We start from the raw sequence: 18,474 nt of genomic DNA, 5'->3' as shown, positions 1-18,474 counted from the left end.
ACGAGACCGGAGACGAGACCAGAAACGAGACACGACTAGGACGACTAGGACGACGGAGATAAGGAGATAGAAAAGAAATAGCAATGCACGTAGGCACTCTTCGAGATGTGCGCGCCAAATGCGTGCCGGAAGGCGCGCGCAACCGGAAGTTCTAAGTGTGAGAGGTGGAGTGGCGCGCTGGAAACGCGGGCAGGCAGCCCAGGGGGTCAAGCAGGCTGTGCATTACGCCTTCGGGGGCGTCTGTGATGCGACCCTGACGGCCAAAACTGCCGACGGCGTACTCGCTGCGGCCGGCTATGCGGACGCGGTCATGACCCGGTACATCGTCGAGAATGGCGCCATCCGAGAGGACCTTCTAACGCGGTCACAGCTGAAGGATTGGGTGGACGGTGTCGACCCGCTCAGCGGCGAGCGCCGTGGCCGAGACCTGGAGTCGCCTGTCGCTGATCTCATCCTCGATGCGACGATCAACGCACCCAAGTCGTTCTCGATCGCGGCGATGCTGGACGCGGATTTGGCGGCCGCGTACGAGGATCTGCAGGACCGGTTGCGGGACCGCATCGTGAAGCTGTGGCAGAGCGAGCTCAACGCCCGCCGAGGCAAGCAGGGTGCCATCCGGGAAGATCTTGCCAGGATCGAGGTTGTCGAGCTGCGGCATGAACGGTCCCGTTCGCTGGACCCGCACAAGCACCGTCACCTGTGGTTGAACGTCAAAGTCCAGGGCGTGAACGGGAAGTGGTCAAACGTCGACACACGGGTGGCGTTGCGGTTCCAGAACGTCGTGAATGCGGAGGGGGACCTCGCTTCTAGGACCGATCCTGTGTGGATAGCCGCGCTGGCAGCCAAAGGCTTCACACTAGATTCGGATGGGGAGATCGCGCAACTGCGGCATGTTGTGCAGCCGCTTTCGAAGCGGTCCGCACAGATCGAAGCAAACAAGGCGGATCACCTCCGCACGTGGAGGGAGCAACACCCGGGTGAGGAGCCGTCCTCCACGGTGCTGGCTCAGGTTGACCAGTGGGCGTGGGCAGCCGGCCGGCCGAACAAGCCGGGGCCGCTGAGCGAGGACGACTGGTCCTCCATGGTGACAGCAGAGATGCTAAACGCCGACCCGGATCTGAGCCGACCGCGGACGATAGCAGTGACGCGACCGGTCGCCTTCGAAGAACTCGACGTCGAGATCCTCGCCGCGAAGGCCATTGTCGATGCGGATGCCCGATCGACCCGTACGGGAGGAAGATTCAGCGACTTGGACGTCCGGGCCGGGGTGATTCGGGCAATCGCCAGTTCTGGAGTCGTCGCCGACCGGCAACGCTTGGCAGCATTAGTTGACGAGGTAGTTGCCCACGCCACGAGCGCTCACACGGTGACACTCCTCAGCGACGCGAACGTCCCGGCGCACATCAAGCGACGGATGGCCACGGCGACCGCGACTCTCAAGGCCACTTTGGCGCAAAGAGTCGAACGGATTTCCATCCCGGGCAGCGCGCTGAGCGCCGCCGAGGTGAAGGAAGTTGGACAAGCAATTGAACCAGCGCGTTCGCTCGACAGAGGACAAGTTGCTGGTGCGGCGGTCATAGCTGGGAGCTCGAGAAGTGTGGCGATCTCCGGCGCTGCAGGGACGGGCAAGACGACGATGCTTAAGGTCGCCGGCGCAGCCCTTCGACGTCGTGGGCGGAGGATGATTATCGTTGCACCGACGAAGAAAGCGGCTGCCGTGGCCGGACGTGAAACACAGAGCGCGTCGTCATCGCTGCATCAGCTGTTGCACGACCATGGCTGGCGTTGGGCGGTGGACGAGGCCGGCGCAACTGTTTGGCGCTGTCTTCAGGTCGGCGAGCTTGATCGCGATACAGGAGTCGCGTACGACGGTCCGCGCATTGCGATTTATCCCGGTGACCGGATCGTAGTGGATGAGGCCGGGATGCTCGATCTTGAGTCAGCCAACGCACTTGTCCAGGTGTTGGAACGAACTCAGTCGACGGTGGCACTGATCGGCGACGAACGTCAGGCGCTGCCGGTCGGACACTCCGGGGCGATGGCTCTCTTCTGGGCTCACTCCGCGGATCAGGTCGAACTTACGGCGATCCATCGGTTCACGGATCCCTCCTGGGCAGAGCTGACACTCAGGTTGCGCGATCCAAATGGTCGCGAGGGATCCGAGATCGTCGCCGACGAACTAGTCCACACTGGCCACGTAGTTCTTGCGAATAGCGAGTACGAGGCTCGAACCAAAATGGTCTCTGCCTGGTTCGAGGCGAACGAGCAGCGGCAGACGATTGCCCTGGTTGCTTCAACGCACGCTGAAGCGCTGGCCGTAAGTGAGGACATCCAAAATCAGAGAATCCGAGCCGGCGAACTTGACACTTCTCAGTCCACATCTGGACAGGGCGGCCAGGCAATCTTCGTCGGAGACGTCGTCCAGACTCGTCGAAACGATCGGCAGGCCGCCGTTCAAAACCGTCAGCATTGGACAGTCAAGCGAATAACCGAGGCCCATGTTGTTCTTGCATCGACCTCAGACTCGACCGATCTCAAAATGGTCACACGCGAATACGCGAACGCCCACATGCACCTTGGCTATGCGTCGACTGTCTACGGAGTCCAGGGCGAAACGACAGATCGCGCGCTTGTTGGACCCGGCATCGACGCCGCGGGACTGTACGTTGGCCTCACTCGAGGCAAGAGTACGAACGACATCGTTCTCGTCGCGCCGACCCAGGCTTCCGCGAAAACGCAGCTCGTAGAGATGATGCAGCGCACACCCATCGAAGAGACTTTGGATGCATCCCGGACGGCAGCGCGAGCTGAATTCAATCGCGCAGCCCAGAGTGAGCCGAGGCCGTCCACGGCGGCACATCTGGACTAGGTGTCGCCCCCCGGCCGGTGATTGCGGCTATCGCTTAGCCAGTCCAAAGGCCCGGGCTTCCCGACCGAGCCCGTTGACACCGTCCAACGCGCCGTCCTGTGCCCGGTAGCGAAGGAGGGCAACGCCAAGCGCATCGGCTCGATCACGGGCTTCCGGGTACACTCCACCCGGCACGAAAACCAGAGGGCATCGCCCGTCTCCTGCTGCGGCCGCCGCGGCTCGCTCAACAAGATCAACGTCGATGTTTGCTGACCGGCTTGCGACCCAACCGAGGAATTGTGAGCTGTAAAGGTCGCAAACATGATTGGACGACGCCCCCGCCGCCCGCGCGTCAATTGCGCCGAGGTGGACCATCCACTCCCGGCACAGTTCGATCGCTTGGTGATCCGAAACTCCCCATGGTCTCGGTAAAGGCGGTTCAACACTCACGCGCATAGTCTGCTCCGGACCACTGGCATCCGACCACTAGTCCTGAGGCCTGGTGCGAATGCCTCTCGACCCTAGCGGCCCTCGCTTCGAACAAGGAGCTCAGCGAAGCGAACCCTCTTCTGGCAGAACAATCGCCCAGACTATGCGGGCATCGTCTCTGTCGCGGAGCCGGCGTCCTCGGCGGAATACAGCCGTGCGGTTCGCGAACATACACAACAAGAAAAGGCGGCTTGTGGACGTGTTGACGCACAAACTCCGATCACTTCGTGATTGTTACCTGCGTTGATGTTTCGCCGCTCGGCACGATGTGAACGGGGGCAAACTGCGATTTGGGATACCGGGGCCGCGCTCCGTCTGGTGACCAGTCCGAAACTGGCACCGGAATGAACTGAAGGCGCTTGGGGTGGGCGAGCATTTCTTCTGCATCGACTTGACTGATCTCAGCGGTCACCTCGGCTTTGAGGGGAGTCAAGGCGTGCGTGAGCTTTGCAATTAGGCGCTCAAGCATTGCCTCGAAATTTCGGATCACTTCGTGTGGGATAGGGGTCTCGACCGTTATGCCGAATACCTCATCTACTGCTATGGCTCCATCTGGCTGACGCCGAAGATCGACTATTGGCGTTGTGGTGAGCATCCGATTTTCTGAGTGAGCGACGAACTTGTTACGAAGTGTCTTCAGCTGAGCCGAGAGCGCGATGTCGTCTGCCCCAAGAGCGATGAACTTGTCGAGATCGGGACGTACGTTCGAGCCGCGCGTCCGAGAGTAAGTGACAACTGCGTACGAGCGAAGGAACCTCGCGATGTCGGTACCTTTGGCAGAATTTGCCTTTTCCAGCGCCTTTGCCGCCTGTCGAAGGTCATGCATGTGGCTCGCCGCCTCAATGAACTTCTCGACCGCCGGGGAACGGGGCGCCATCGACTGCACTTGGCCTAACGTGGCGCGAACCCATTCCAAGAGCTCTGTTCGTGCAATCTCTTCGGAAGGCCCGTGCATCTCAACGGCCTGGATCGGACCGCCGTCTAGTGGCCGGTACTCGAGCTCTGCCACCCAACCCGGGCCATGCTGGTGCCCCTCCGGGGCCGGTTGGCTTACGGGATCTGTATAGCGACCCGGGTCGAGCGCTTTGGAAGCCATAACTCAGTATGGTTCCACAGGAAGCATCCCGGCGTGGCACTGGACCGCCCCGGACTGCAACAGCGACGCATGGGTAAGCGCCGCGACACGTTGATGACGCCTTCGGATGAAAACGGCGCGATTGGGCCTCTGCTCACATGAGACAAGCGCGTAGCCTCCGCGACGCGCGGTCGAACCCACGTTCACGGGTAGCAACGACATGACCATTTAAGCGTTGCTCAGCTGGGCATTAGTTAGCGGTCCTCGTCATCACCCGGGCGAACTGGCGCCCCGCTTGCCTTCAGCACTCCACGAATGATTTCGGCGGTGTCCTGGATAGGTGGGATGACGCTCGCCTGCGGTGCCGGGATGGATTCGCTGTCGTCGCTCATTCGCTTATCGCTTGTCAGGCTTCGGCAGCGGCCTCGAGTCGGTGTTTCCACCCGAGCTGTGCTTGATCACATTCGCTACCAGCCCGGGAACTTTTTGAACGGGCGGCACTTTGGATTTCGGGGCGGGAGAGGGCTTTGACCTATCAGACATGGGACTCCTCAGACGTTGAGTACGGCTAACAATGTGAAGACGATAGAAACAGCCAGTGAAACAAATCCCCAACGAAGAAATTCGCCCATCGCGTTTAGACGCTTCTCGTCCGTTTCGTGAACCTCGATCTTTGCGTCGATAAGTTTCAGGAGACCGGTGTTCTCTTCGGACGCGAATAAGGTGTCGCGAAGGGATGCGAGATTGATCTCGCCGCCGTATCTGGGACGAGTCGCGGCAATGCCGAGACCGGCGGCCACTGCAGCGAAGATGACTGCGAGGATGTACCAGCCTCCCGTTAGATGGGCGGACTGAAGCCCCGCGCCGAGGCCGGCGGTAGCGATAAGGATTGCGGCCCGGGCTTGTACCGAGGATGCGCGGGAAGAGTAGATGTCCCGTTGTCGATCGAGCTCGTCATTGAGTGTCTTCAGCTTTCCGGGATGGGTGGCAAGCATCGACTCTAGCTCGGCGGCGGCGTCCATATCGGTCATCAGGTCCTCCAGCTGGAGCCTAATAGAGGCCCACTTCATCTGGGGCCAGGAAGGGCCCCTCTCCAAGAGTGCCCCGTTAGACAAACCGCGCGCCTCAACTAGGCCTGTCGGGGTTACTACCGGTCCAGCGGGCCTGAGCCGCTCATATCGATGCCGTAGAGGAGATTGACCACCTCAATCGTTGGCGCAAATCTCGCCCAGTTGCGCGGATCGTCCTCGCCACGCTCGTCCGCGCGCGGTAGCCCCGACGGCCAGCCTGCGGCGCCAGCTACCTCTTGAACCAATCGCGCGACACACTGAATTAGGTCCTCCACAAGCGGCACGGGTCGCGCCATTAGGCGAAACTGATCCAAGTCATGTGCGATCCAAGACCCATTGCGGTCGAGTACTGCTGATGTTTCTCGAATCAACTCAGCAGTGTCGTCGTCGACGGATACCAGCCGGGCTGTCGTGCGACCAGACCGGTCCCCTTCCGCCTCCCAGATCCTCATGATGAATGGTGTTGCGGAGTTCTCGAACCAGAGTCATCACCGCGACGCTGACCGGTTCTTTAAGAATGCGCTGAACCGGCTCACTCAGCTTGCCCTGGAAGTCCCTCCGCGCCAACGAGCAATTCGCTGGTCGGATATCAAGCCCAAGAGCCACGTTCATCGCACGCGCTAGCGCATCTAGCATCCCGCTGAGGTTCAATGCGATTTGTTCAACGAGCGCTTCGGGCTCCCCGAATAGAGTGGGCTCATTTGGATGGACGCTCTCGAACAAGAGCCTGTCTCGCAGGTCAAGCACTCGCTTTAACCGATTGCCGCTTGCACGTATGAGATCTAGGAACGCGTCATCGCCGCTCTTGAACGTGTGGTCGAAGAGGTCGCGCAATGTGGGGATCATCGACCACGCTTGTGCGTGTTCGACTTGCCACGTTGCTAGTACGCCGTCGAAGAGGTCGCGGTTGATCGCAACTATGCCCCTGAGCCGTTGGTGTAATCCGACTATCGCCAAGGACTCGCGCGGTCCCACCGCGAAGGCCGACAGACGATTCGGCTTCGCAAGCGCGAACTCGTTGTCGGTTACCAATATGTCGGCGTGAAGCGCGGTCGCGATCTCCGCGTAGATCTGCCTCGTTCGCGCCTGGTAGGGATCAAAGTTCCAATGCTTGGCCCAATTGAATGCGGCCTGAAGATTGTTCTCAAGCGAGAAGAGCCCGTGGGTCGAGATCCCGCGATCTCCGTGCACGCACACGACGCCGTTGCCGTCATGTCGCTCGTTAGGAACATAGTAAGTGTCGGCAATGTCCTCTTCTTGCGCGCCCTCGACGAAGAGACGTACTCCAGCTGGCTGGCTCTGAAGGACGTTGAAATACTCTGCGACGGCGGTGTCCATCTGCGCCTGTGGATCAAGAACCACTCTGAGTTCCGGCCAAGTGATCTCTGGTCGAAAGGCGTGTCCGTCGCGTCTCAGGTCACCAGTCACGACATAGCTTGGCCACATGACTTGATCCTTGCGCACCTCGTGACAAAGAACAGAAGACATGTTGCGTCCGACAATGGCGCAAGACATCGCCCCCGCCGTTCGATGCCAATATGTTGTGCGTATGGTTGACGTCTTCTGGGACGGAATTCCCAACTGGATCACCGCTGGTGCTGCCGTGCTCACGCTCGTTGCCGCCGCGGTGGCAGCCGCATTCGCCGGCCGAGCGGCCCATTGGACGAAGAGGCAGGCGATTTCAGCCGCGCTGCAGCACGAGACAGGACTCGAGCAGCTTGCTCTGGCACGAGATGAAGCTCGCGACGCCAAGGAGACTGGTGCGGCACAGGAGGCTTCTCGCAAGCGGGCCGAGCGTTGGCAGATTGAGTCCCGCCTTGATCAGGTAGCCCCAAGCGTTGTCGCACGGGCCCGGCCTGGGCGGCTCGAGATACGGGATGAATCCGGAGACTGGGTAGATGTTTCGAACTCGCTCGAACTGAATGAATCGGAGTCCGCCGTCTTCCGTACCACCGCGGTTATCACGGTCAAAAATGTTTCGGATCGAATCGCCCGTGTGGCGTTCGTCTACTCAGCGAACGGGGTCATGTCCGTGCGGTCTGGAGATGAACTTGTCTTGGGCCCTGGCGAGGAAGCGAATGTGTCGTGGGAGCGGACCGTCAGTACCTTCGCCCTTCAAACTGAAGAAGACCTTGGTCGTCCCCAGAACTGGCTATTCGACGTCGAGGTTTGGATTCGCGACCCTGGAATGAACGTGCGTGACACGTTCAAATTCAACGGCGACTTCCGCTTCTTCCGGCGCGACGGCTCGCGATTGCTCGTCCAAACCGAGCCACCGTTTCCCTGGACAGAGAATGTCGCTGCCCCGACGGAGCCGCGGCGTTACGAACGGCTTGAAGCGGGGCTTCCTGGCATCAGCCCCGCCAGTTGAGAACATAGCCTCGGCTGCGCCAAAATGTGCGTGAGCGATTATTGCGTCCGTAGCGACAGCCTCACATTCACCACAGCGGGCGATACGGGGTGCCCGGACCAGATCGCTTTCGGCATCCGCAAAGCACGAGAAGGATCGCAGTGCGGGAGTCGTCAACACAAAGAGGTGGGGCGTGCATCGCACACCCCACCTCAGTGTTAGGCCATCGATGTACTGCGGCTGGCCATCTCGTTGGTGGCCATCGGCCCGGCCGCTGACGCTTCCGGGCCATCAGCTTTTGGGGCGCGTCGGGTGACCTCTGCGGTGGTGTAGCGGAGGGAGGGGCCGACGCTGTCCGCGACGACTTCGGTGGCGGCTCGGGGCTCCCCTGTGGCTTGGTCGGTCCAGTGGCGGAATTCGAGGTTGCCGTTGACGATGACGGTGTCGCCTTTGGCGAGGCTGGCGCGGACGTTCTCGGCGGTGCGTCCGAATACGGTGGTGCGGTGGTACTGGGTGTCGCCGTCGACCCATTTGCCGTCGACTTGCTTGCGGTCGGTGACGGCGACGGTGAACTTGGCGAACTTGGTGCCGTTCTGCGATTCGCCGAAGTCGGGGTCGGCGACGAGGTTGCCTTCGATGCTGATCGGGACTCGTGTGCTCATCGTTCTCTTCCTTTCGGTCTGCGCCCGCTGTTCGGGTCGCTTTCACTTAGAACTTCCGGTTCAAAGACGGAAAATGCGCTCAAATAGCGCGCAACCCGGAGGCTCGCTTAGGAGCCGGCGTGGCTCTGGCTGATCCAGTCCGCCCACTCGTCTGGAGTGGCGTCACCACCGGTTCGCGGCAGCTCGGTGTGGCCGTCGTGGCATTCGCCGTTGTACCAAGTTGCGAGGCGTGGGATGGCGACGGCGAGTCGTTCGTGCCAGCCGATGGGGCCGTAGCCGGCGTCGAGGCTGTCGTAGGAGACGAGCCAGGCGGTGTGGAGGGCGGAGAGTTCTTCGACGAGGGCTCCGTGTTTGAACCAGCAGGGCGGGATCTTGCGTGTGGGGAGGTTGTACCGGTGGGTGAACCAATTCACCCAGTCCCGTAGGTCGGTCCAGACTTCCGGAGCGTCCGCGTCGTCGAGGGTGCGCCAGTTGATGACGCGGATGCCGAGCATTCCGGGACTTTGCCGTGGAGCTTGGTCCTCCCACCGCTCGGCGAGCGAGGCAACGAGGTCGTCGAGTGGGGTGTCGTCGGTCACTGCTGTTCCAGTGAGGCTTCGATGTAGTGGGCGATCTTGGCCTGGAGCCGGGCGATGGCTTGCAGGGACGCGGTGCGGCGGGAGACGAAACCGGAGAAGACGCGGTCACGGTCGATGAGTTGGTGGACGTATTCGTGGCAGCGCGGGTGCAGCGCGATCAGGTCTTGGTGCCCTTCGAGGGCGGTCCAGCCGTGTGGTGTTTGGGTGACGCCGCGGTAGTCGAGGTGGTGCAGCTCGAGGGAACGCGTGTCGCCGGCGCCGAGGCAGAGCGCGCAGCGGGCCTCTCCGTTGCGGGCTTGTTCTTCGGTGAACCAGCGGTCGCGGCGAGCGAACCACGCGACGGAGTGCAAGTACGCGGTGCGGTAAGTGTTGTCCCGGGCAGGGCGGCGACGATTCGACATCAGTGGTCTTCTCCCGCTGATCCTCGGCGATCGAGGGCGGCTTGATATTGCTCGGCGAACACGGCCTGCTGGTCGAGCTCGGTGAGTTTCTTCCCGGTGCGGATCTGGTGGGCGTCGTCGCGGTCGGTCCACCCGCGGAGGTCGAGGAGGATGCCGCGCCGGTTGCGGTAGGCGAGGAGTCCGACGGTTTCGGGCATGCGGCGGATCTCGTCGATCGTCATTACCGGTACCTTCTCGTGCTGCACGTTCGTGGAGGAACCGTTGTCGTTGTACGAGTGCCCGGTGTTCCGGATCCGACGCAACCCGAGCAGGGATTCGATGTCGCGGAGGTGGTCGACGTCGGACGCGCCACCAAGCAGGAGCTTGGCGGTGGCGGCGGACCAGATCGTGTCAGCCTCCGATCGCGACCACGCGGTTTCAGCCTGCGAGAGCGCCTGGAGCACGACCACGGTGGAGATGCCGATGCCGCCGCCGTCGGCCATGATCCGCGGCAGCGCTGGCCAGGAGAACATGTTCGCGATCTCGTCCAGGATCAGCGCGAGCGGCCGGTCGAGGCGGGAGCCGGGTGAGGCGAGAGCCTTGCGGCGGGCAGTCTCGACGATGTCGTCGAGGATCGCGCCGAGGAACCCGCCAACTGAGCCGGCACCGGCGCCGGTGCCGACGAGGTAGAGGCTGTTGGGACCGGCGAGGAACGCGTCGAGGTCGAACTGCTCCCCCGGGCCCGGTGTCATCGCCTTGCGGATTGCTGGGATGGACAGTGGGCGGAGGGAGCCGAAGACGCCGAACCAGGAGTTGGCGAGGAGCTTCTCGTCGCCGTTAATGATCGCGTCCAGGTCCTCGGACCAGCCCGGCGTGCCCTGGTTTGCGAGCACCCCGACCGCTTCCTGAGCGAGCCGCGGGTTGGAGCCCCACCGGGCGAGCGCGTCGATTCCGCGGCCGGAGACGGCGGCCGCATGGAGTAGCCGGGAGAGGACGGAGGAGGACACCTGCGCCCATTCCTGGTTGGTCTTCGAGGCGCCGAGGGCTGTGCCGGCCACGATCGCTTGGCCGCGCTGATCGGCGATGAGCGGGTCCTCGCAGCCAGTGACCGGTGAGATGCGCAGTGCCGAGCGGACGCCTGTCAGTTCCTGTGGGTCGAACACGGTCACGTCGCCGGCCCGGGCGCGTTCACGCATGGTGGCGGAGAGATTGTCGTTCCGCGTGGAGGTGGTGATCAGAGGGCCGTCCCAGTCGAGGATGGCGTTGATGATGAACCGATACCCCTTGCCGGACCGGGGTGCGCCCTCGACCACGATCGAGTCCTCGATCGACACATACACGTCCTGACCGTGGGCGCTGCCGACCTTCCACCCGGCAGAGGAGGGCTCCGGATGGGCAAGCGACGGCCGCAGTACCTTGGCGCGGCGCAGGGCGGTTCGAGCGGAGGTGTGCTTTCGCACCTCGCTGGGCTTGGCGAGGCCGTCGCGACCGCGGAGCTCGTGGATGAAGTGCCGGTCCGATTGCCGGTACCGAAGCCACCAGATCACGCTTGCCGCGACGGCGGCGAGAAGGAGGAGTACGGCGATGATGTCGAGCACACGGATCCAGGTGACCGGTGCGGTGCATCCCGGCTCCAGACTGAAGCCACCCGGGTCACCACTTATCGCCAGCTGGAGGCCGGCGAACACACTGTCAGGCTGACTACCACCTCCGCAGGCCACGGCGATGGTTGCGCTGGCGATACAAGTCGTCAGCGCGCCGGCGACCACGATGGCGAAGAGGCTGTAGAGGGCAAGGTGGGTCCAGGAGGAGTGGTCGTTTCTCACGCTCGTTCACCGCCCATGGTGTCGGTGCGGAAGACGCCGAGTTCGTAGTCGGTGCAGATGTTGCGGACCTTCGCGACCCGGTCTTGGCCGATCTGCCAGAGCCCTTCGCCCTTGTGGAGCTTTCGGACGAGGTCGGCTTGGGTGTCGTTCCAGCCGAGTATTTCCCGGGACCGGGCGATCTCTCCGGAGTGCTGTGCATACGAGATGCGGGTCTCGCAGTCGGCGAGGAGACCAAGCGCGCGGGAGTGGAGTGCGCTATTGCGGTCGCCGAGAGCGTCGAGGTCGGCGACGCGGTGGAGGAGGTACCAGTTGGAGGTGCCGAGGTGACGGGCGACCTTCTCGTCTTCGACCCGGTCGGCGAGGCCGTCACCGCCGGAGACGTCGTTGAGGAGTTCGACGGCGGCCTCTTCGTGGATGATGACGCGGGCTTGACGGTTGGCGCCGAGGCTGGCGCGGCGGATCCAGTTCGCCGTCGCCAGGCGGGCCAAGGCCTGCGCCTCGGGGGATGCCCCCTTCAAGGCGGAGGTGTCGACGACCATCATCGGGGCATCCGCATCAAAGCGAACCGTGGAGGGTCCGTCGAAGAAGCCGGTCAAGTCGCCGGAGACCATGCGGCGCAGTGAATGCGCGAGCCGGTGCCCGGCGTCCGCGACTTCGAGCGGTAGAGCTTCGTTGGGGTCGACCAGCCGGTCGTAGACGTGGGTGATGGTCACCGTCGACTGGCCGTGGAGGGCGTCGAGTGCGATGTCGAGGGCGGTGTGCTCGACCGGTTCCAGGTTGCCGCCTTCGCGGAGCCGGCGGATGATCGTCTTCACGGTCGCACGTCGGTATTGGAGGACGTTCTGGTTCCAGTCCTCGTCCGAGAACGACGCGTCTCGCGGTCCTTCGTCGAGTAGGTTGATGCGGGCGGCTTTGCCGGGGCCGACGGAGATGGAGGTGCCGCCGACGTAGGCGGCGACGCGGACCCACTCCCCGTTCGGGTCGTGCGGCACCGCGATTTTCCGGCCGAGCCGCGCCAACCGGGACGACCAGGACTTGGCCAGCATCGACTTACCGGTCCCCTTAACCCCGAGGATCGCCACCGAGTGCGAGCGGACGGCCTCGGCGGAGTACGCGTCCCAGGGGTCGAAGCAGAACGGGGCCCGCGAGAGCAGGTTCTCGCCGATGTACGCCCCGGTGAGGATGTCCCCTGTTTCGGCCAAGAACGGGTACGCACCACCCAGCACCTTCGAACTACAGCGGTGCGCGGGTGGGGTAGCGCGCAGCGGGCCACGCAGGTTGTGCGGCTGCTTCCACCCCCACGCCGGCATCTTCGACGCCGGCAGTTCCGCGGGCTGGATCTTCCACGACGAGTTCTTGTCCACGTTGCTGCTCCGGAGGCGGCGGCCCTTGGCGCCGGGCTTCTCGTCGGCGGGGATGCGGCCGATAACCGTGCTGGGCTTCATCGCCGTCACTCCCCTTCCAGCGGCACGGGCAAAGCGCCGGTGACGAACCCGGCGGCTTGCTGCCCCGACAGGGACGCCAACACGAGCCGTGCCGGGTGGGAAGCCTGCTCGATATCCGTCCTGGCTTTCGCCAGTGTGTCCTTGGACTCGGCGGAGATGGTGACGAAGCCGCGGTACTGCACGTCGCCGAAGCCGTCGACGAGGTCGTGCTCGCGTACGGCCAGGTCCTCCTCCTCGCGCAGGTGGGTGAGCGGCACGCGGGAGGACAGCTTCATCCGGATCGTGGCAGATGTCTCCATGTCGGACTGGGCCCGGTTCAGCTGGGCCAGCGCCTTGTGTGTTGCAACCGGGCGAACCTGCAGGGTGATCACTCGGGTGGCGTCCCCGGCGTAGAGGAGCGGTTCGAGGAACCCGGTGCGGACGTCAGTGCGCGGCCATTCCGCGACCCAGAAGGTCTGGTGCCAGGACTCGTCCACGCGCATCGCGTCCCAGCCCTCGTCGATGCCCATTACGGGAGGTGCGGGCTGCGGCTCAAGGGTGGCATCGCGCTCGCGCCGGGTCGCCGACGAGACGGGGTCAGCGGAGAGTGCGAGCAGCTCGTCCAGGTCGTCGGAGGTCAGCCATCCGGCCGGGGTGAGACGGGCGTGCTCCATCGAGGATTCGATGCCAGCCACGCGCTCCTTCAGCACGGCGGCAAGTCCCGTGAGCCCCTTGCCTGCGTCGCGGATCGCCCCGTTGAGCACACCAGTGTCGAAGGTCAGGGTGACGTAGTTGGTGAATCCCATCGACCGCTTCGAGGCGGCCTGGGTCAGCTCCCAGTACTGCTCTCGCAATTCCGAGCTGACCCGTGGGGCGTGTTCGTCTTCTCGGGCGATGAGGTAGTCACGGAGCTCGTTAGACGAGGCTCTGTCTACGCGGATGCGGATGGTGGTCTCGCGCACGCCGGGCAGGTTCTCCAGCGAGCTGAGCCACTCGACGAAACCGTCGTAAGCCGACTCTTGGGTGCCCTTGTCGCGCAGTGCCCACGCCCGGGATCCCACCCGCACGGTGATGGAGGCCAGGCGACCGTGAGCGTTGTAAATGAACGCACCCGCCCCAGGGATCTGCATGATCTGCACATCGCCCAGCGCTCCGGGAAGCAGGAACTTCGAGGTCACGGTCGGCGTGACCGCGGCAACGTGCGCGTGGCCGATGTTCAGTGACGCGGTGGCGACTCGAAGCCAGACATCTCGGCGGAACACGGTCTGACCGGCGATGCTGCGGTACACGTATCGGGCGGCCTGGGCGGCGATCACCAGCACCGGCTCGCGCCGGTAGGTGGCGAGTGCGAAGAACACGATCAGAGCGATTAGCGGCAGCATCACCCAGAACCCGTTCGGGTAGATGAACAGCGTTGCCAGCAGGGCGGCGACGGCGCCCCCGATGACGACAAGTTGGAGGAAGGTGAGGCCGAGGAAGATGCCACGGCGTTCACGGGCGGCGAAGCGGACGCGGGGTGCACCTTCTTCGGTGATGATCTGGTCGGCGGTGAAGGTGGTCATGAGTTATCTCCCAACCTTGATGACCCGAGCCGCGGAGCGAACCGGTGCGGCGGCGGTATTGACGCGCGAGAACTGGTCGCGCACGGAGAAACGGTGATGCAGAGCAGTACCAACTTCGGCGCCTGCAAAGGACACGAGCTTGGTGGCCCACAGCGGGGAGAACGACGCGGCGATCACGGCGCCGGCGGCGACGAGGATGACTCCGATGCTGAGACTGGCCTTCGTCAGCTCGACAGCGAGAAGGACAACGCCGGCGGCAAGCGGTTTCGCGATCAAGAGCCCGACGGTCAGGTTGATCCAGCGGCTCGCCCAAGCGGTGAGCTTCGGCTGCCCGATCATCATCAACCCGACCGGAGCCATTGCCGCCAGCGCGAGGAGGCCGAACTCGCGGATGGACATAGCGATGAACAGGAACAGGGAGGCGATCATCATCAGCCCGACCACTAGTACGGCCATGACGTACTCGCCGACTGCGCCGGGCCCTTGAGCGCCCTGGGTGGCCATACCGAAGATCGCGCCTTCGTGTGAGAACTGCATGGTCTTCATCGCCGCCCCGTTGATCTGTTTGGGAGCGTCGAACAGCCCGACCACTCGGAGCAGACTCTGGCTAAGGTCGCCGCCTTGAACCGCGGTGGTGAGCGATTGCGTCACATCATCGGTGATCCCGGATGCCTTCTGCATCCCCCACACACAGATCACGGAGAAGGGGACGGCGAGGGCGGCGCCAGCTGCGGTGCGGCCGATGCGTGCCCAGTCCTGCAGGATCATGGCGATCCCGATTTGCACCAGGGCGACGATCAGGATGATCGGGGCGGTGACTGCGACCCAGAACAGGAACTGCGAGTGGGCGATCTCCCAGCTGCCCGGGTCGATGTTCGTGTTGAACGACCCGGCGATCATGGTGGCGATGAAGTCGCCGAGGTTGCGGATCGTGGAGCCCATGAATTGGGCGATCGTCTGCGAAGCTTGGCAGCCAAAGTCAGAGATGAAGCAGCCGTAGTTCGGCGAGAACGGATCCGGCGATGCGGCGAGAACAAACATCATGATCACGCCACGTGCAGTGACTGACCCCAGTTGATCAGCCCTGCGATGCCAGCAGCGACGGCGACACCTGCAACACAGCTGACGACACCGACGATGCCCATCTTCTGAACCCGTCCGTTGCTGGAGATGTGGCCGACGACGATGAAACCGGCGGCGATCAGACCGCCGATGACGCCGAGAGTGAGGACGATCGCGAATACGACGTTCGCGATCGACTGGAGAGCGCCGACGCCTGGGCCGGAGAAGTCCGGCGACGGATTGCTCACCGTCAGGACGGTCAATGTGCGCCAGTGTGCGCTAGTGAGGGCTTCGCTGAGTGCGTTCATGATTTGGTATCTCCTTCTGTGGGTCGGTGGACGCGATGGAGCGGTCTGCCGCCGCCATTCGTCGCGCGGCGAGGCAGCCGGAAACGCCGATGCCCAGCACGGTGAAACAGGCCAGCCCGATAAGCCCGAGGATGCTTGGCAGCAGGTCCATATCGGTCACTCGCCTTTGCCGTTGCTCGCCTCGACGGCGGAAGTCGGAAGCGGAACCGTAAGCGCGTTGGCCATACCCTCGGAAGGCACGTTGACGGTTAGCTCAAGCTGGTCCACGCCCGGAGGCAAGTAGTAGGCGACTGCGAACGAGCGGCTCTTTTCGTTGGATATTGTCCACTTGGTCTGTCCGGCGAAGAGACCAGCCGGTAGCCAAGCCATGCGCGCGGCCTTGGCGGCTGCCGGACCGTCCGACTTGTCGAGAACAGCTGGCTCTGGTCGCCCGTCGAATTGGGCGCCTGTGACGCTTGCGCCCGTGACATCTTGGAAGTCTTGGTTCCCCTGTGAGGGGATCCATTTGCCGGTCATCGTCACCCTGAGCAGCAGCACGGGAGTTCCTGACGGGAAAAGTTCCTGGGACGAGCCGGGAAGGGTGCAGCGACAGCCGTGCTTCGACTTGAACGTGGCGCCCGGGTAGACGTCGACCCAGACGCTGCTAACGATGCCCGATGCGGCCGGCATTGCGCCCGACGACCGAGTCGGTGACGGCTTAGCCGGTGCGATAGCCGTGAAGGACGGGTTCTGTGCCGGGGCTGCGGTGGCGCAGCCGACGAGGGTCAGGCATGGCAGGAGGGACGCGAATGCGATCAGTTTCTTGTTCATCTCACTTCACCTCGGTTCGTGCCCTTCGCTTAGAACTTCCGGTTCGGGACGGTTTTTGGCGCGCATCTTCGGAATCTCCTGGGTCAGGGCACCTGGATGTGCTGGTGGTTGCAGGTGTCGGGGAAGGCGCTGGTGATGTTGAGCAGGGTGCCCAAGGAGACGTTGGCGCGGGCGCGGCATTCGCTTTGACCGACGGATGAGCCGTGCGGGGCATAGGGGTCCAGCGCGCGGATGAGCTGGAGTGAGAGGGCGTCTGCTCCGGTGAGTGACTGGCGGTTGATGGCGTAGAAGTCGACCGCTTTGCCTTTCCAGTGCGCGGACGCCGTGCCGGCGCCGGGTGTCATGCCGGTGCAGCGCCGGTTGAGGTCGCTGACTCCCACCTGCTGGAACACTTGGACGGCCACGACGATCAGTTGCAGGACGTGGGCGTCGATGGTGCAGGCTGGTGTTGCGGTGCCGTCTGCCATGTTGAGGATTTGCTGTTGGTAGCGGGCCTCGAGGAAGTTGAGTTTGTTCGTTTGGATCGCGCCCACCAGGACTGTCGCCGCAGCGCGGGCATCCGCTGGCACCTGGCACGACCCCGCACTGGCTCCGGTGAGGGCGGCGAGGACCTGTTCGGCGGGCGTCCAGAACGGGGCGTAGTGGTTCGGGTCCGCGTTGATCTGGACCGTGCGTGCGACCAGAGTGGGAGCCGTGGTCTGCCAGTCTGGGACGTGCAGCATTCGCGTGTAGAACGCGGCGGCTGCGCTCGCCGGGTCCATCCGTTGCGCGCGGGTGCCGTAGCTTGTGCCCTGCTGGAAGACACCGATGGTGGTGTTGTCGGCGGTGTCGCCGTGGTCGAGGTTGCGGAGTCCGGATTCGCCGATCGCGACCATCAGCGCCAACGTCAGTCCGTGCGGGGGAACGCTCATCTGCTGCCCGACGGTGATGATCGTCGCGGCGATCTTCAGCTGCTCCGGCCCGTACCCATCGACCGTGCTGCCCGCGTTCACCGATGGTGCGGATCCGCCGCACGCTCCCTCGCCACCGCCGAAGCCGTTGGCTCCCATCGCGAGCACCAGGGTGACGGGCACCGCGACCAGTGCGACTGGGACGACGAGGACGATGACGGCGGCGACGATCAGCAGGTTCCGGATCGTCTTCGGATGTGTCACCGCGTGAGCTGCCGCTGCGCTGGCGCTGATCATGCCGCGGCCTCCTGCTCGAGCACGACACGGGCGATCATCAGCAGCCGCTTCGCGGTGGCGATCCGCGCCCGCGCGGAGCCCGGGTGGATGTGGAGCGTATCGGCGATGGTGCTGGCGTCCTCACCGATCATCTCCGCGACCTCCCGGAAGCCACCGATCTCAGGAACGCACGAGACGATCACGGACCCGGTCAGCGGTAGCCCGGCATCTGCCGCTGCCAGGGCGGCGAGCACGGTTCGGGCGGTCTGACACACCCGGTCGTGCACCGAGCGGAGGCCGCGTTTGGACATCCGATGGGCGTTCGCCACACGATCGACGTCCCCGTTAGCAAGGCTGAGGTCGCTCATCACTTGCCAGTCGGATTGACCGACGAAGTCGGCGACAAGCACCATCCAGCGGTGCGCGTCGAACCTGCGGATCAGCGCATCCAGGGGGTCGATGTCCGTATCGGACTCGACGTCGTCGGGAATGTCGTCCATGACGACGTGCTTCCGTTCGACTTCTCTGAGTACGACATTGCGGGTGATGCCGAATACGAACGCGTGAGGTGAGCCGCGTTCAGGGTCGTATCGAGAGCTTCGGTGCCAGACCGTTTCGCGCGCTAGCTGTAGTACCGCGTCGACCTCGTTCGGCCAGCCGCGCAGTTGGAAACGGACATACGGCAACAGTGTGTCAACTTCGCGGAGCAACTCCGTCAGTCGAGCATCCGCACGCGTGCGGAGTTGAGTTCCTTCAGCCACGAGATCACTACCTTCCTTGTGCGGAGGTGGCTTATGTGAAGGATCGGGCTCGGGTCTGAGGACCCGTTAGTGCGGTGTGCCGGCGCGCCTCGGCGTGCGCCAG

16 protein-coding genes are annotated in these 18,474 nt (G+C 63.6%); 2 read left to right on the top strand and 14 right to left on the bottom strand.

Annotated elements, in window-relative coordinates; all coding sequences use genetic code 11:
* Positions 1 to 169 precede the first annotated feature (169 nt).
* Positions 170 to 2,869 (top strand): AAA family ATPase, encoded by a 2,700-nt coding sequence (locus tag JNB50_RS23370; RefSeq protein WP_307794852.1) that lies wholly within the window; start codon positions 170 to 172, stop codon positions 2,867 to 2,869.
* Positions 2,870 to 3,557: 688 nt separating this feature from the next.
* On the opposite strand, the gene JNB50_RS23365 is transcribed toward JNB50_RS23370, so the two are convergent.
* The 3 genes from JNB50_RS23365 to JNB50_RS23355 all read right to left on the bottom strand — a co-directional run bounded on the left by JNB50_RS23365 (position 3,558) and on the right by JNB50_RS23355 (position 6,970).
* Positions 3,558 to 4,346, bottom strand: a complete 789-nt coding sequence (locus tag JNB50_RS23365; protein ID WP_208042491.1) for a hypothetical protein — start codon at positions 4,344 to 4,346, stop codon at positions 3,558 to 3,560.
* 617 nt (positions 4,347 to 4,963) lie between these two features.
* Positions 4,964 to 5,443: a hypothetical protein gene (locus JNB50_RS23360; protein WP_208042490.1), complete on the bottom strand. Its 480-nt coding sequence runs from the start codon at positions 5,441 to 5,443 to the stop codon at positions 4,964 to 4,966.
* A gap of 411 nt (positions 5,444 to 5,854) precedes the next feature.
* Positions 5,855 to 6,970, bottom strand: coding sequence for a hypothetical protein (locus JNB50_RS23355; RefSeq protein ID WP_208042489.1), 1,116 nt, complete (start codon positions 6,968 to 6,970; stop codon positions 5,855 to 5,857).
* 61 nt (positions 6,971 to 7,031) lie between these two features.
* On the opposite strand from JNB50_RS23355, the gene JNB50_RS23350 reads away from it, so the two are divergent.
* Entirely contained in the window at positions 7,032 to 7,853 is an 822-nt protein-coding gene (locus tag JNB50_RS23350) for a hypothetical protein (RefSeq protein WP_208042488.1), read from the top strand.
* 197 nt (positions 7,854 to 8,050) lie between these two features.
* On the opposite strand, the gene JNB50_RS23345 is transcribed toward JNB50_RS23350, so the two are convergent.
* The 11 genes from JNB50_RS23345 to JNB50_RS23295 all read right to left on the bottom strand — a co-directional run bounded on the left by JNB50_RS23345 (position 8,051) and on the right by JNB50_RS23295 (position 18,371).
* Positions 8,051 to 8,494, bottom strand: a complete 444-nt coding sequence (locus JNB50_RS23345; protein ID WP_208042487.1) for a single-stranded DNA-binding protein — start codon at positions 8,492 to 8,494, stop codon at positions 8,051 to 8,053.
* Positions 8,495 to 8,601: 107 nt separating this feature from the next.
* Positions 8,602 to 9,072: a hypothetical protein gene (locus JNB50_RS23340; RefSeq protein ID WP_208042486.1), complete on the bottom strand. Its 471-nt coding sequence runs from the start codon at positions 9,070 to 9,072 to the stop codon at positions 8,602 to 8,604.
* Positions 9,069 to 9,473, bottom strand: coding sequence for a hypothetical protein (locus JNB50_RS23335; RefSeq protein ID WP_208042485.1), 405 nt, complete (start codon positions 9,471 to 9,473; stop codon positions 9,069 to 9,071). Before JNB50_RS23335 ends, JNB50_RS23340 begins: the two co-directional genes overlap by 4 nt.
* Positions 9,473 to 11,278 (bottom strand): TraM recognition domain-containing protein, encoded by a 1,806-nt coding sequence (locus JNB50_RS23330; RefSeq protein WP_307794851.1) that lies wholly within the window; start codon positions 11,276 to 11,278, stop codon positions 9,473 to 9,475. Before JNB50_RS23330 ends, JNB50_RS23335 begins: the two co-directional genes overlap by 1 nt.
* Positions 11,275 to 12,723 (bottom strand): hypothetical protein, encoded by a 1,449-nt coding sequence (locus tag JNB50_RS23325; RefSeq protein WP_208042484.1) that lies wholly within the window; start codon positions 12,721 to 12,723, stop codon positions 11,275 to 11,277. The genes JNB50_RS23330 and JNB50_RS23325 overlap by 4 nt, the downstream gene beginning before the upstream one ends.
* A gap of 5 nt (positions 12,724 to 12,728) precedes the next feature.
* On the bottom strand, positions 12,729 to 14,264 hold the full coding sequence (locus JNB50_RS23320) for an SCO6880 family protein (RefSeq protein ID WP_208042483.1): 1,536 nt from the start codon (positions 14,262 to 14,264) through the stop codon (positions 12,729 to 12,731).
* A 3-nt stretch (positions 14,265 to 14,267) separates the two neighbouring features.
* Positions 14,268 to 15,308 (bottom strand): hypothetical protein, encoded by a 1,041-nt coding sequence (locus JNB50_RS23315; protein WP_208042482.1) that lies wholly within the window; start codon positions 15,306 to 15,308, stop codon positions 14,268 to 14,270.
* A gap of 2 nt (positions 15,309 to 15,310) precedes the next feature.
* Positions 15,311 to 15,634 (bottom strand): hypothetical protein, encoded by a 324-nt coding sequence (locus JNB50_RS23310; RefSeq protein ID WP_208042481.1) that lies wholly within the window; start codon positions 15,632 to 15,634, stop codon positions 15,311 to 15,313.
* 156 nt (positions 15,635 to 15,790) lie between these two features.
* A complete protein-coding gene (locus JNB50_RS23305; protein WP_208042480.1) occupies positions 15,791 to 16,444 on the bottom strand; it encodes a hypothetical protein in 654 nt (217 codons plus the stop codon).
* Positions 16,445 to 16,527: 83 nt separating this feature from the next.
* On the bottom strand, positions 16,528 to 17,631 hold the full coding sequence (locus JNB50_RS23300; protein WP_208042479.1) for a hypothetical protein: 1,104 nt from the start codon (positions 17,629 to 17,631) through the stop codon (positions 16,528 to 16,530).
* Positions 17,628 to 18,371 (bottom strand): sigma-70 family RNA polymerase sigma factor, encoded by a 744-nt coding sequence (locus JNB50_RS23295; RefSeq protein WP_208042478.1) that lies wholly within the window; start codon positions 18,369 to 18,371, stop codon positions 17,628 to 17,630. Before JNB50_RS23295 ends, JNB50_RS23300 begins: the two co-directional genes overlap by 4 nt.
* Positions 18,372 to 18,474 lie beyond the last annotated feature (103 nt).

It is taken from the genome of Leifsonia sp. TF02-11, from assembly GCF_017565305.1.
Classification (GTDB): Bacteria; Actinomycetota; Actinomycetes; order Actinomycetales; family Microbacteriaceae; genus Leifsonia.
Note: the sequence above shows the minus strand (reverse complement) of the source record. Positions and strands in the feature narration are given on the sequence as shown.